A 13,032-nucleotide genomic window follows, 5' to 3' on the forward strand; every position below is an offset into this window, starting at 1 on the left:
AAGTTTTATAAATAATCTATCTATATAGAAAAAATAAACCTCTCTGCAAGCAGAGAGGTTTATTCAGGAAATTAACTCAAATAGCTTATTGTAATAATTTAGAAACCATTTGTGGTGTTTGGTTAGCTTGAGAAAGCATGCTGATGCCAGCTTCGTTTAAAATTTTGAACTTTGTCATGTTAGACATTTCTTTTGCCATATCAGCATCTTCAATTTGAGAAGCAGAAGCTGCCATATTAGTAGCTTGGCTCGTTACGTTGTTTAAGTTATGGTCTAAACGGTTTAATTGAGAACCGAAAGTTGCTCTAGCGTCAGCAATATTTTGAATAGCAGTGTCAAGAGCTGTGATTTGAGCTGGTGCAGAAGCTGCATTTAAAGCCTTATCTGCGCCTGTAGCTGTGGGTGTAGCTAAAGTTGCAGTTGTTATAGCTTTTGTATCGATAGCTGCGATTGTCATTGTATCACTTGAAGCATCAGAAAGTTGAATCGTGATATCTTTACCATCAGTACCTTTATTTAAAAATGCGTTACCGTTGAAATTTGTTTTACCAGCAATATGATCAATTTCTTGTGCTAATGCTTGATACTCTTTGTCCATAGATGCGATATCTTTATCGTTGTTAGTACCGCTTGATGCTTGTGTTGCAAGGTCACGCATACGAAGTAAGATGTTTGAAACTGAACCTAATGCAGCGTCACCAGTACGTAAAGCAGACATAGCATCTTGTGTGTTACGTGCTCCAACGTTTAATCCGCCTTCTTTCGCACGCATACGAGTAGCGATAGCTAATCCAGCTGCATCGTCAGCTGCACTGTTAATTGATTTACCGCTAGATAAACGGTTCATAGATGTATTCATTTTGTCTTGGTTTTGTCGCATGTACTCTTGTGTACGCATGCTGTTAATGTTTGTATTAATTCTCATGATAGGAACCCCCATTAATTTTTAATTATTTAAAAGAAAACTCTTTATATACTACAGAGAGTATATGTTCAAATAGCTTATTGTAATAATTTAGAAACCATTTGTGGTGTTTGGTTAGCTTGAGAAAGCATGCTGATGCCAGCTTCGTTTAAAATTTTGAACTTTGTCATGTTAGACATTTCTTTTGCCATATCAGCATCTTCAATTTGAGAAGCAGAAGCTGCCATATTAGTAGCTTGGCTCGTTACGTTGTTTAAGTTATGGTCTAAACGGTTTAATTGAGAACCGAAAGTTGCTCTAGCGTCAGCAATTTCTTGAATAGCAGTGTCAAGAGCTGTGATTTCAGTTGCTGCAGTTGTAGCATCTAATTTCTTTGTACCATCAGTTGCTAACTTAGTAGTTGTTATATCTTTTGTATTGATAGCTGTGATTTTCATTGTATCATTTGAAGCATCAGAAAGTTGAATCGTGATATCTTTCCCACCAGGACCACCTAAAAATGCGTTACCGTTGAAATTTGTTTTATCAGCAATATGATTAATTTCTTGCGCTAATGCTTGATACTCTTTGTCCATAGATGCGATATCTTTATCGTTGTTAGTACCGCTTGAAGCTTGTGTTGCAAGATCACGCATACGAAGTAAGATGTTTGAAACTGAACCTAATGCAGCGTCACCAGTACGTAAAGCAGACATAGCATCTTGTGTGTTACGTGCCCCAACGTTTAATCCGCCTTCTTTTGCACGCATACGAGTAGCGATAGCTAAACCAGCTGCATCGTCAGCTGCACTGTTGATTGATTTACCGCTAGATAAACGGTTCATAGATGTATTCATTTTGTCTTGGTTTTGTCGCATGTACTCTTGTGTACGCATGCTGTTAATGTTTGTATTAATTCTCATGATAGGAACCCCCATTAATTTTTAATTATTTAAAAGAAAACTCTTTATATACTACAGAGAGTATATGTTCAAATGGATTATTGTAATAATTTAGAAACCATTTGTGGTGTTTGGTTAGCTTGAGAAAGCATGCTGATGCCAGCTTCGTTTAAAATTTTGAACTTTGTCATGTTAGACATTTCTTTTGCCATATCAGCATCTTCAATTTGAGAAGCAGAAGCTGCCATATTAGTAGCTTGGCTCGTTACGTTGTTTAAGTTATGGTCTAAACGGTTTAATTGAGAACCGAAAGTTGCTCTAGCGTCAGCAATATTTTGAATAGCAGTGTCAAGAGCTGTGATTTCAGCTGCTGCAGTTGTAGCAGTTAAATTCTTAACTGCATCATCTGGATCAGGTCCAACTGCTAACGTATCAGTTGTTAATTTCTTTGTTTCGATAGCTGCGATTGTCATTGTATCACTTGAAGCATCAGAAAGTTGAATCGTGATATCTTTACCCTCACCAGGATTAGTACCTTTATTTAAAAATGCATTACCATTGAAATTTGTTTTATCAGCAATATGATTAATTTCTTGTGCTAATGCTTGATACTCTTTGTTCATAGATTTGATATCTTTATCGTTGTTAGTACCGCTTGAAGCTTGTGTTGCAAGATCACGCATACGAAGTAAGATGTTTGAAACTGAACCTAATGCAGCGTCACCAGTACGTAAAGCAGACATAGCGTCTTGTGTGTTACGTGCTCCAACGTTTAATCCGCCTTCTTTTGCACGCATACGAGTAGCGATAGCTAAACCAGCTGCATCGTCAGCTGCACTGTTGATTGATTTACCGCTAGATAAACGGTTCATAGATGTATTCATTTTGTCTTGGTTTTGTCGCATGTACTCTTGTGTACGCATGCTGTTAATGTTTGTATTAATTCTCATGATAAGAACCCCCATTTTTTTATATTGATTTTTCTGTTAATTGATAAACGTAAATATGCAAAAAAATCAATTTCGAGATTAATTGTAATCCTTGGTATATATCGTGTCAACGATTAATTGTAATTATTGAATATAAAAAAATGATAATTTTCTATTTGTTCATTTTTTTATTACAATATTATCAAAAGGATTATTGCAAACTTTAAAAAAAACTCTAATATTAGATTATCTTTGTTTACCGAAAAGGTGATATTATGATAGTTGGAAATATAGTAAAAGAAGTGCTTGCATATAAAAAAGGACAGATTCAGCAAAAGCTAAGTAGTCCACAAGCATTTGTTAGTAGTCGTTTTCAAGAGAAGTTGCAGAGTGAACCTGCGAAGGAGACGAAGGCTACTACGCAGCCGGCAAAAATAGAAGATATGAGTCAGCCGGTACAATCTACGAAAATAGAAACGGTTGTTAATAAGCCGGAACAATCTATTAATAAAGTAGATGAAGCGAGTAAGCCCGAAGAAAAGGGTGAAACGAAAAAAGTAGATGAAGCGAGTAAGCCCGAAGAAAAGGGTGAAACGAAGAAAGCAGATGAAGTGCAAGTTGCGCAAAAAGAGTTTGAACGACGTTTCCCAGAAACGAAAAATGAGGCCGCTGATACGTGGGGATTAACGAAGAAGTATAATATTCAAAAAATACGTTCTTCCAATGAAGGGAAGTATGAGGATATTATTGATCGAGTAAGTCGTACATACGGAATTCCGAAAACGTTAATTCAAAAAATGATTGAAGTGGAGTCTAATTTTAATCCGAAAACGGTGTCACATGCCGGTGCGATGGGACTTATGCAACTTATGCCAGCAAATGTGAAGGAGATGGGTGTGAAGAATCCCTTTTCACCAGCTGAAAGTATTGAAGGTGGCGTGAAGGAGTTAAGCGGTTATTTAAAGAAAAATAACGGCGACTTAGTATTGGCACTTGCTTCTTATAATGCTGGTCCTGGTAATGTGAGAAAGTACGGAGGCGTACCGCCATTTAAAGAAACGCAAGGATATATTAAAAAAATATTAAATATCGACGTTTCAAAATAAGAAGTTTCATATATAGAGAGAACATGAAATTTTCGTGAACATGATATGGGAGTTGGCTAGATTTGAAATTACAAGATGATATTCCGTTAACAATTTATTTTGAAATCGGAAATACGAAAAAGAAAATTGAAGATCTGCTTCATATTACGAAAGGTACATTGTATCGTCTTGAAAATTCAACGAAAAATACGGTGCGTCTTATGCTTGAGAATGAAGAGATTGGAACCGGAAAGATTTTGACGAAGAATGGAAAGATGTACGTTGAAATCGTTGAATTAAAAAGGTAGGGAAGGGGATTGTCATGAGTGGCGAAAAGTTAAGCCAAGAGCAAATTGATGCCCTGCTGAAGGCGGTAAATGAAGGCGAGGAAATGCCAGCTTTCGCACAAGAAGCAGGAAAGCAAGAGAAATTTCAAGAGTATGATTTTAATAGACCAGAGAAGTTCGGTGTTGAGCATTTACGTAGTTTGCAAGCGATTGCTTCTACGTTTGGGAAACAGACGTCACAGACGTTATCAGCGCGTATGCGTATTCCAATTGAACTAGAGCCTTCAACAGTTGAGCAAGTTCCATTTACGAGTGAGTATGTGGAGAAAATGCCGAAAGATTATTATTTATATTGTGTAATTGATCTCGGTTTACCAGAGCTTGGAGAAATTGTTATTGAGATTGATTTAGCATTCGTTATTTATATTCATGAATGTTGGCTTGGCGGAGATAGTAAGCGTAACTTTACGATGCGCAGACCGTTAACAGCATTTGAGTTTTTAACGCTTGATAATATATTCTTGCTTCTTTGTAAAAATTTAGAGCAATCATTTGAAAGTGTTGTTGCGATTGAACCAAAATTTGTAACGACGGAAACAGATCCGAATGCATTAAAGATTACGACAGCGAGCGATATTATTTCATTACTTAATGTAAATATGAAAACAGATTTTTGGAATACGACGGTGCGTATCGGAATTCCGTTCTTATCTGTTGAAGAAATTATGGATAAGTTAACGTCTGAAAATATTGTCGAACATTCTTCGGACAAACGTAGGAAGTATACGTCTGAAGTGGAAGTGAAAGTAAATCAAGTGTACAAACCTGTTCACGTTGCGATTGGTGAGCAGAAAATGACAATGAGTGAGATTGAACAAATTGAAGAAGGCGATATTATTCCGCTTCATACGAAAGTTTCGGATGAATTACTTGGTTATGTAGATGGAAAGCATAAATTTAATTGTTTTATTGGAAAAGATGGAACGCGTAAGGCGCTCCTATTTAAAAGTTTTGTAGAGTAGGAGGATCCATATGAAGCATGAAGTATCTCCCGTGTCATTAATGGGATTAGAAGATTTTGCAGGAAAGCGAAATGAAGCAGGTAAAGCACATATTGATACTGTTTCAGATATTTCGATTGAACTTGGTGTAAAGCTTGGAAAGTCATCTATTACGCTTGGTGATGTAAAGCAGTTAAAAGTTGGCGATGTTCTTGAAGTAGAGAAAAACTTAGGACATAAAGTAGATGTGTATTTAAGTAATATGAAAGTCGGCATCGGTGAAGCAATCGTAATGGACGAGAAATTCGGTATTATCATTTCTGAAATTGAAGCTGACAAGAAACAAGCGGCGCTTATGAAAGCGCAAAGTCAAATGCAAGATAAAGAGTAGAGGAGGAGTCATATGTCGTATATGACGACCTTATTTCAAGTCGTTTTACTGTTTGGTGCGCTCGGTTACGGTGCATATTATATGACAAAAAAGACGCGCAAACAGCAGTTTTTTAAGCAGGGTGAAAATGGCCATATTCAAGTAAAAGACGGCGTGTATTTAAATCATCAAACGAGTGCCTTTTTATTTGAAGTGGACGGAAAGCAAGTGTTCACTGTTATTAGTAATAACGGTGTACAGTCTGTGCAATTAACCGGAACAGGAAATCAGTTTCAACAAGCACTAGAAGACGCGGTGAAGACTGAAACGAAAAAAGTAGAGGATCCATCATGAGAATAAAGAAACAGTTATCATTATTAGCCGTTATTTTCGTATTTTCTATCGTTTTTTCAATTATTTTTGTAAATCCAGCGTATGCGGCCCCGAACGGTTTTATTAATTTCGAAAATGGAAAAGAGTTTACGAGTAATTCAAGTGTACAACTATTTGCGCTCGTTACCCTTTTATCATTATCTTCTTCTATCGTTCTATTATTTACACATTTTACTTATTTTATGATCGTTCTTGGGATTACACGTCAAGGACTTGGGGTAATGAATTTACCACCAAACCAAGTGCTTGTTGGACTTGCATTATTTTTATCACTCTTTACGATGCAGCCTGTACTCGGGCAACTGAAGAGCGATGTGTGGGATCCGATGACGAAAGAGAAAATAACAGTAAGTCAAGCTGCGGAAACGACAGCTCCTATTATGAAAGAATATATGTCAAAGCATACGTATAAGCATGATTTGAAAATGATGCTGAAAGTACGCGGAGAAGAGTTGCCGAAAGATTTGAAAGATCTTTCCTTATTTACACTTGTACCATCCTTTACGTTAACGCAAATTCAAAAAGGTTTACTAACAGGGATGTTCATTTATTTAGCGTTTGTATTTATAGATTTGATTATTAGTACACTTTTAATGTACCTCGGGATGATGATGGTACCGCCGATGATTTTAAGTTTACCGTTTAAAATACTCGTTTTCGTATATTTAGGTGGATATACAAAAATCGTCGATATTATGTTTAAGACGGTCGCCTGAAGCGCTTGATGCTATGTGATAGGAGTCATATAAATGAATACGTCACCAATTATAGATATTTTCCAAACCTTTTTTTATAAAGGGGTTATGATTTTAATGCCGATTGCCGTTGTAAGTCTGATTGTCGTTATTATTATCGCGGTTATTATGGCAATGATGCAAATTCAAGAGCAAACGCTGACGTTTTTACCGAAAATGGCGAGTATTGTGCTCGTTATTATCATTTTAGGTCCGTGGATGTTCCAAGAGTTAACGATGCTTATTTTAGATTTATTTGATAAAATCCCATCGCTATTGCGTTCGTACTAAGATAGGTGAACTGAAATGAATATGGAATTATGGGCGGCGACGTTTTTTGCGTTTTGTCGCATTACTTCATTTTTATATTTTTTACCGTTTTTCTCAGGCCGATCCATTCCAGCAATGGCGAAGGTTACAGTTGGACTTGCTCTTTCAATTACAGTGGCCGATCAAGTGGATGTCTCTCACATCAAGACAGTTTGGGACGTTGCAGCTTATGCAGCAACGCAAATTGTAATTGGATTATCACTTTCAAAAATTGTAGAAATGCTGTGGAACATTCCGAAAATGGCAGGGCATATTTTAGACTTTGATATTGGTTTATCACAAGCAAGTTTGTTTGATGTAAATGCAGGGTCACAGTCCACTTTGCTATCAACAATTTTTGATATATTTTTTCTTATTATTTTTATTTCACTTGGCGGCATTAACTATTTCGTTGCCACTATTTTAAAGTCGTTTCAATATACAGAGGCGATTTCAAAATTGTTGACGACTAGTTTTTTAGATAGTCTACTCGCAACGTTATTATTTGCGATCACATCAGCGGTTGAAATTGCTCTGCCGCTTATGGGAAGTTTATTCATCATTAACTTTGTTTTAATTTTAATCGCAAAAAACGCTCCGCAATTAAACGTTTTTATGAATGCATACGTAATTAAAATTACATGTGGGATTTTGTTTATTGCGATGAGTGTACCGATGCTCGGTTATGTGTTTAAAAATATGACGGATGTATTACTTGAAGAGTATACGAAACTATTTAACTTTTTCTTAACGAAGTAGGGGGACGCGCATGGCAAAGGATAATAAAACAGAAAAGGCCACCCCGCAGAAGCGTAAAAAATCGCGTGAAGAAGGGAATATTGCCCGGAGTAAAGATTTAAATAATTTATTTTCCATTCTCGTATTAGCAGTTGTCGTTTATTTCTTCGGAGATTGGCTAGGTTATGAGATTGCAAATTCCGTAGCGGTGCTGTTTGATCAAATTGGAAAAAATACAGATTCAACCGAGTATTTTTATTTAATGGGGATTTTATTACTAAAAGTATCGGCTCCAATATTAATACTCGTATATGCTTTTCATTTATTCAATTATATGATTCAAGTCGGCTTCCTATTTTCTTCTAAAGTCATTAAACCGAAAGCGTCACGTATTAATCCGAAAAACTATTTTACGAGATTGTTTAGTCGTAAAAGTTTAGTAGATATTTTGAAATCACTGTTTTACATGGGATTAATCGGTTACGTTTCGTACGTTCTCTTTAAAAAGAATTTAGAGAAGATTGTTAGTATGATTGGATTTAACTGGACAGCGTCACTTACTGAAATTATTAGTCAAATTAAATTTATCTTTTTAGCCATTTTAATTATTTTAATCATTCTTTCTATTATTGATTTCATTTATCAAAAATGGGAGTACGAACAAGATATTAAGATGAAAAAAGAAGAAGTAAAAAGGGAGCATAAAGATAATGAAGGGGACCCGCAAGTAAAAGGGAAACGAAAAAACTTTATGCATGCAATCTTGCAAGGAACAATTGCGAAGAAGATGGATGGCGCAACGTTTATTGTAAACAACCCGACTCATATTTCGGTCGTACTTCGTTACAATAAACACGTTGATGCAGCACCAATTGTCGTTGCAAAAGGGGAAGATGAGCTCGCATTATATATACGAACACTTGCCCGTGAACAAGAAATACCAATGGTGGAAAACCGTCCGCTTGCTCGTTCTTTATATTATCAAGTCGAGGAAGATGAGACGATTCCAGAAGATTTATACGTAGCTGTAATTGAAGTTATGCGCTATTTAATTCAGACGAATGAACTTGAAGTATAATAGCGCGTTTGGAGGAGATCTCTTTGTTTAAGATAGATTCTGCAAGAACCTATTTTTCTATCTTTTTAGCAGCGTCATTCGTAGTGGCGCTCTTAATTCCACTTCCACCATTTATACTTGATATCATTATCGTTTTTCTACTAAGTATGTCAGTACTTATTTATATGCGAGCGACAAGTATTAACGAGTGGGATGAATTAAAGTCATTTCCGACGATGTTGTTATTAATCGGGATTTTCCGCGTATCGATTAACGTTTCGACGACGCGAGCGATTTTGACAGACGGAAATGCCGGTCATGTTATTGAAGAGTTCGGCCAGTTCGTAATTGGCGGAAACTTATTAATTGGTATCGTTATTTTTACAGTATTAATCATATTCCAGTTTATCGTTGCAAACGGTGCATCTCGTACAGCTGAAGTAGCAGCTCGTTTTACACTTGATTCTTTACCGGGGAAACAAATGTCTATCGATGCTGATTTAAACCAGCGTATTATTTCAGAAAAAGATGCACAGGCAAAACGTAAAAAATTAAATATGGAAACAGAGTTTTACGGAGCGATGGATGGTGCCGGGAAGTTCATTAAAGGGGACGTTATTTTCGGGATTGTCATTTTATTCGTAAACATTATTTTCGGTTTAATTGTCGGAATGATGCAGCAAGGAATGAGCTTTGCAGATGCAGCTCTTCATTATACACAGTTAACTGTCGGTGACGGAATCGTAAACCAAATCGGTTCGTTAATGCTTGCAATTTCAACAGGTATTATCGTAACGCGTGTATTTGACGGCTCACCGGATACAGTAACAGAAGGTATCTTTAAAGAGCTATTAGCACATGAAGTTGTTGTATATGCGCTCGGTGGTTTGTTTATCGCAATGGGTATTTTTACTCCGCTACCGTTTTTACCATTCGCACTCGTTGGTGGAACGATTATCTTCTTAGGCATTCGTAATAAAAATCGAATAAAGAAAGAAAAAGAAGACGAGCTTCAAAAAGAATTAGAAATGATTCAAGGTGAAGATGAGCAACTGCAACAAGTGGAAGATTCATTCGGAGTATTTACGGATAAATATCCGATTATTGTAGAACTCGGTTTAGATTTAGCAGCACTTGTAAAGCAGAAAATTAACGGGGAAACAGCTCGTGATAAAGTTGTTCTTATGCGGAAGTCGATTATTACTGACCTCGGTATTAACGTTCCTGGAATTAACTTTAAAGATAATACGAGTTTTAGACCACGTGGTCGTTACATTATTCGTATTAAAGGTGCGAAGGCGGCTGAAGGTGTTTTAAAATCAGGTTATTTATTAGCACTGAAAACACCGAACGTAATGGCTGATTTAGATGCAGAGCCAGCGAAAGATCCAATTTTCGGTGAAGATGGATATTGGATTTTAGAGCATATGGTGCAAGATGCACAAATGAAAGGCTATCAAGTGTTAGAGCCACTTAGCATATTAATTACACATTTAGATGTTATCGTTAGACGTAATCTTCATGAATTAATTCAGCGTCAACATGTAAAAGACTTAATTAACTCGCTTGAAAATGATAATGGCGTTCTATTAGAAGAGATTAAGAAGAAAGAAATTGATTTATCACTCGTTCAAAATGTTATTAAACAACTTCTAAAAGAAGGTATTTCTATTCGTGATTTACCAACAATTATTGAAGGTATTATTGACGGAAAAGAAGTGTATCAAAACCACGTTGACGGTGTGACATCATTTGTTCGTGAATGTATTTCAAAAGTTATTTGTGAAAATGCGAAAAATCCGGACGGAAAAATATATGCAGCGCTCTTCTCTGATTCAATTGAGTTAGATGCGGATGTTGTGAATAATTCATATCAAGGTTACTTATTAAACTGGGATTTAGATTTAGAAACACGTGTCGTTGAGCAAGTGCAACGCGTCTTTAAGCAAGCACGTTTAATGGGAAGAGAACCAGTGTTATTAACACGTAGAAAAGATTTTAGATTTGCGATTGTAAGACTGCTAGAACGTTATCAAGTGGAAGCACAAGTACTTTGTATTAGCGAATTAGCACCAGAAATTGTTGTGGATCAAATTGCCTATATTGAATAGTAGGGGGTGAAGTAATGGAAAGTACAGAAAAGAAAGAAGCGTTAATGCGAATAAAAGCAGCTTCGAAAAATGAATTGTATCGAAAGTTATTTGACCAATATGGTACAGATTATTATTACGTTGTCGATGAAAGTGTAAAACGAAATATACCGTTTTTCTGGAAAAAGGATTATGAAATGTTAGTTGCTTTTCCAGAAGAAAAACAGGAAGAAGTGAATGAAGGTACAGCACAATTTCATGAACAGTTAATGGATGTCGTGAATGATCCTTCAGAACAAATTGTGAAGGCGAATGGAATTCAATCAGTACTGCACAATTTAGAAAACGTAACGACTTCTATGTCATACGCGGCAATGCAAACAGGAAATAGTGAAGAATGGGCAAGAAAAAAAGAAAAACTATTAAAGCTGTTTGAAAAAGGGATTGTCGTGGTGAAACAGACGAAAGAAACGGAAGTACCGAAAAAGAAAAAAGTTGTGAAACAAGTCGTTCCGGTAAAGAAAGAAGAAGTAGTTCCAAAGAAAGAAAATCAAGAATCTGTACCGTTTATTATTCAAAAAGTAATTCGGATGCTAGAACAAAACGATGTAGAACAATATTTCATTTATGCATATGCTGAAAAGTTAAAAATAAAGTTTGAAAATGCAACGATGATTACAGAAGAAGAAGTTATCAGGTACATATTGGAAGATATGAAATCTCATTTCAATACGGAAAACGTCTTTGAAAAAGAAGTACAAACAATCGCATTAATCGGTCCAACTGGTGTTGGTAAAACGACGACGCTTGCGAAAATGGCATGGCAATTTCACGGTAAGAACAAAACAGTTGGTTTTATAACGACAGATCATTCGCGCATAGGGACAGTGCAGCAATTGCAAGATAACGTAAAAACAATTGGATCTGAAGTAATTGCTGTGCGTGATGAAGCTGCAATGACAAGAGCGCTTACGTATTTTAAAGAAGAAGCACGCGTCGATTATATTTTAATTGATACAGCCGGAAAAAATTATCGTACGACAGAAACAGTGGAAGAAATGATTGAAACGATGGGACAAGTAGAACCAGATTATATTTGTTTAACGTTATCAGCTTCGATGAAAAGTAAAGATATGATTGAAATCATTACAAACTTTAAAGATATTCATATAGATGGTATTGTGTTTACAAAATTTGATGAAACAGCAAGTAGTGGTGAATTGTTGAAAATTCCAGCAGTATCATCAGCTCCTATTGTATTAATGACAGACGGCCAAGACATAAGGAAAAATATACATATCGCTACAGCTGAACATTTAGCGAAACAAATGTTACAAACATCGTAGAAAAGAGGTGAAGAATAAGGCGCTTGCCTTATTCAAACGAATATGAACGGTCTTTATATAGGTTCTATGGGTATGATGAACTACATGCAGCGAATTAATGTTCATTCGAATAACGTTGCAAATGCTCAAACGACAGGATTTAAAGCAGAAAATATGACGTCTAAAGTATTTGATGTACAAGACACATATCGCCGCGGAGATGGGGCGGTAACAAATATCGGTTCGGTCGATTATGCTGTAGTACCAGCTGCAACACATGTGAATTTAGTACAAGGAAATATACAAATGACAAATAGCGCTACAGATTTCTTTTTAGATGACGGCGCAGCCGGCACAACATCATTTTTCGTTACTTCTAAAAATGATGAAACGTTTTTAACGAGAGATGGTAGTTTCACATTAAATAGTGATCGTTATTTACAAACATCTTCAGGTGCTTTCGTAATGGGAGAGAATAATGAGCGTATTCGTATTCCGGAAGGAGCAAAGGTTGCTGTACAAGCAGACGGTACATTATATGATGAAGTAACACAAAATAATATTGCTCGTTTACAAACAAAAACAGTAGATGCAGAAACGAATGCTCGACTCGTGCAACGTGAAAATAAAAGCTTTACACTAGCAGAAGGAAACATTGCTAATTTACCGAACGGAACAGGAATAGTAAAAAATCATATGCTAGAAAATTCAAATGTAGATATGACGAAAGAGATGGCCGATCTTATGACGGATCAAAAGATGATTCAAGCATCACAGCGCGTTATGACGTCATTTGATAAAATTTATGAAAAAGAAGCGAATGAAATATTGAGATAGTGGACTCCTAATAAAGGAGTCTTTTATTAATTTCAAATTTCAGAATTATCAATTGACTTTACAGAACTTCT

15 protein-coding genes are annotated in these 13,032 nt (G+C 36.1%); 12 read left to right on the plus strand and 3 right to left on the minus strand.

Going from position 1 to position 13,032, the window contains the following annotated elements; genetic code table 11:
* Nucleotides 1-85: 85 nt before the first annotated feature.
* The 3 genes from QCI81_RS22545 to QCI81_RS22555 all read right to left on the minus strand — a co-directional run bounded on the left by QCI81_RS22545 (nt 86) and on the right by QCI81_RS22555 (nt 2,756).
* A complete protein-coding gene (locus QCI81_RS22545; RefSeq protein WP_071714497.1) occupies nt 86-925 on the minus strand; it encodes a flagellin N-terminal helical domain-containing protein in 840 nt (279 codons plus the stop codon).
* Nucleotides 926-1,002: 77 nt separating this feature from the next.
* Entirely contained in the window at nt 1,003-1,827 is an 825-nt protein-coding gene (locus QCI81_RS22550) for a flagellin N-terminal helical domain-containing protein (RefSeq protein ID WP_071714496.1), read from the minus strand.
* A gap of 77 nt (nt 1,828-1,904) precedes the next feature.
* Entirely contained in the window at nt 1,905-2,756 is an 852-nt protein-coding gene (locus tag QCI81_RS22555) for a flagellin N-terminal helical domain-containing protein (protein ID WP_071730840.1), read from the minus strand.
* 254 nt (nt 2,757-3,010) lie between these two features.
* On the opposite strand from QCI81_RS22555, the gene QCI81_RS22560 reads away from it, so the two are divergent.
* From QCI81_RS22560 to QCI81_RS22615, 12 genes are all read left to right on the plus strand, one after another.
* A complete protein-coding gene (locus QCI81_RS22560; protein ID WP_071714492.1) occupies nt 3,011-3,841 on the plus strand; it encodes a lytic transglycosylase domain-containing protein in 831 nt (276 codons plus the stop codon).
* A 62-nt stretch (nt 3,842-3,903) separates the two neighbouring features.
* Nucleotides 3,904-4,128: a flagellar motor switch protein FliN gene (locus QCI81_RS22565; protein WP_000775712.1), complete on the plus strand. Its 225-nt coding sequence runs from the start codon at nt 3,904-3,906 to the stop codon at nt 4,126-4,128.
* A gap of 14 nt (nt 4,129-4,142) precedes the next feature.
* Nucleotides 4,143-5,129 carry a flagellar motor switch protein FliM gene (gene fliM, locus QCI81_RS22570; protein WP_000012361.1) on the plus strand — a complete coding sequence of 329 codons (987 nt, stop codon included), beginning with the start codon at nt 4,143-4,145 and terminating at the stop codon, nt 5,127-5,129.
* A 10-nt stretch (nt 5,130-5,139) separates the two neighbouring features.
* Complete coding sequence (gene fliN / locus QCI81_RS22575; RefSeq protein WP_000680010.1) at nt 5,140-5,499, plus strand: flagellar motor switch protein FliN; 360 nt, start codon at nt 5,140-5,142, stop codon at nt 5,497-5,499.
* 12 nt (nt 5,500-5,511) lie between these two features.
* Nucleotides 5,512-5,832, plus strand: coding sequence for a hypothetical protein (locus QCI81_RS22580; protein ID WP_000121178.1), 321 nt, complete (start codon nt 5,512-5,514; stop codon nt 5,830-5,832).
* Nucleotides 5,829-6,587 carry a flagellar type III secretion system pore protein FliP gene (locus tag QCI81_RS22585; RefSeq protein ID WP_001220582.1) on the plus strand — a complete coding sequence of 253 codons (759 nt, stop codon included), beginning with the start codon at nt 5,829-5,831 and terminating at the stop codon, nt 6,585-6,587. The genes QCI81_RS22580 and QCI81_RS22585 overlap by 4 nt, the downstream gene beginning before the upstream one ends.
* A 33-nt stretch (nt 6,588-6,620) precedes the next feature.
* Nucleotides 6,621-6,896, plus strand: coding sequence for a flagellar biosynthetic protein FliQ (locus QCI81_RS22590; protein ID WP_001098080.1), 276 nt, complete (start codon nt 6,621-6,623; stop codon nt 6,894-6,896).
* Nucleotides 6,897-6,911: 15 nt separating this feature from the next.
* Nucleotides 6,912-7,673 (plus strand): flagellar biosynthetic protein FliR, encoded by a 762-nt coding sequence (locus QCI81_RS22595; RefSeq protein WP_001055717.1) that lies wholly within the window; start codon nt 6,912-6,914, stop codon nt 7,671-7,673.
* Between the two features lie 10 nt (nt 7,674-7,683).
* Entirely contained in the window at nt 7,684-8,730 is a 1,047-nt protein-coding gene (flhB, locus tag QCI81_RS22600) for a flagellar type III secretion system protein FlhB (RefSeq protein ID WP_001040120.1), read from the plus strand.
* A 23-nt stretch (nt 8,731-8,753) separates the two neighbouring features.
* Complete coding sequence (flhA, locus tag QCI81_RS22605; protein ID WP_000472535.1) at nt 8,754-10,820, plus strand: flagellar biosynthesis protein FlhA; 2,067 nt, start codon at nt 8,754-8,756, stop codon at nt 10,818-10,820.
* 14 nt (nt 10,821-10,834) lie between these two features.
* Nucleotides 10,835-12,145 carry a flagellar biosynthesis GTPase FlhF gene (gene flhF, locus QCI81_RS22610; protein WP_071730842.1) on the plus strand — a complete coding sequence of 437 codons (1,311 nt, stop codon included), beginning with the start codon at nt 10,835-10,837 and terminating at the stop codon, nt 12,143-12,145.
* Nucleotides 12,146-12,187: 42 nt separating this feature from the next.
* A complete protein-coding gene (locus tag QCI81_RS22615; RefSeq protein ID WP_001013934.1) occupies nt 12,188-12,961 on the plus strand; it encodes a flagellar basal-body rod protein FlgG in 774 nt (257 codons plus the stop codon).
* Nucleotides 12,962-13,032 lie beyond the last annotated feature (71 nt).

This window comes from Bacillus cereus group sp. MG20 (genome assembly GCF_040459885.1).
In the GTDB taxonomy this organism is placed as follows: domain Bacteria; phylum Bacillota; class Bacilli; order Bacillales; family Bacillaceae_G; genus Bacillus_A; species Bacillus_A cereus.

Excerpts from the sequence above, each read along its gene's own strand:
- QCI81_RS22595 (WP_001055717.1), top strand. The coding sequence starts at position 6,912 with ATGAATATGGAATTATGGGCGGCGACGTTTTTTGCGTTTTGTCGCATT.
- QCI81_RS22615 (WP_001013934.1), top strand. The coding sequence starts at position 12,188 with ATGAACGGTCTTTATATAGGTTCTATGGGTATGATGAACTACATGCAG.
- QCI81_RS22555 (WP_071730840.1), bottom strand. The coding sequence starts at position 2,756 with ATGAGAATTAATACAAACATTAACAGCATGCGTACACAAGAGTACATG.
- QCI81_RS22545 (WP_071714497.1), bottom strand. The coding sequence starts at position 925 with ATGAGAATTAATACAAACATTAACAGCATGCGTACACAAGAGTACATG.
- fliN (WP_000680010.1), top strand. The coding sequence starts at position 5,140 with ATGAAGCATGAAGTATCTCCCGTGTCATTAATGGGATTAGAAGATTTT.
- QCI81_RS22590 (WP_001098080.1), top strand. The coding sequence starts at position 6,621 with ATGAATACGTCACCAATTATAGATATTTTCCAAACCTTTTTTTATAAA.
- flhB (WP_001040120.1), top strand. The coding sequence starts at position 7,684 with ATGGCAAAGGATAATAAAACAGAAAAGGCCACCCCGCAGAAGCGTAAA.
- QCI81_RS22560 (WP_071714492.1), top strand. The coding sequence starts at position 3,011 with ATGATAGTTGGAAATATAGTAAAAGAAGTGCTTGCATATAAAAAAGGA.
- QCI81_RS22585 (WP_001220582.1), top strand. The coding sequence starts at position 5,829 with ATGAGAATAAAGAAACAGTTATCATTATTAGCCGTTATTTTCGTATTT.
- QCI81_RS22580 (WP_000121178.1), top strand. The coding sequence starts at position 5,512 with ATGTCGTATATGACGACCTTATTTCAAGTCGTTTTACTGTTTGGTGCG.
- QCI81_RS22550 (WP_071714496.1), bottom strand. The coding sequence starts at position 1,827 with ATGAGAATTAATACAAACATTAACAGCATGCGTACACAAGAGTACATG.
- fliM (WP_000012361.1), top strand. The coding sequence starts at position 4,143 with ATGAGTGGCGAAAAGTTAAGCCAAGAGCAAATTGATGCCCTGCTGAAG.
- flhF (WP_071730842.1), top strand. The coding sequence starts at position 10,835 with ATGGAAAGTACAGAAAAGAAAGAAGCGTTAATGCGAATAAAAGCAGCT.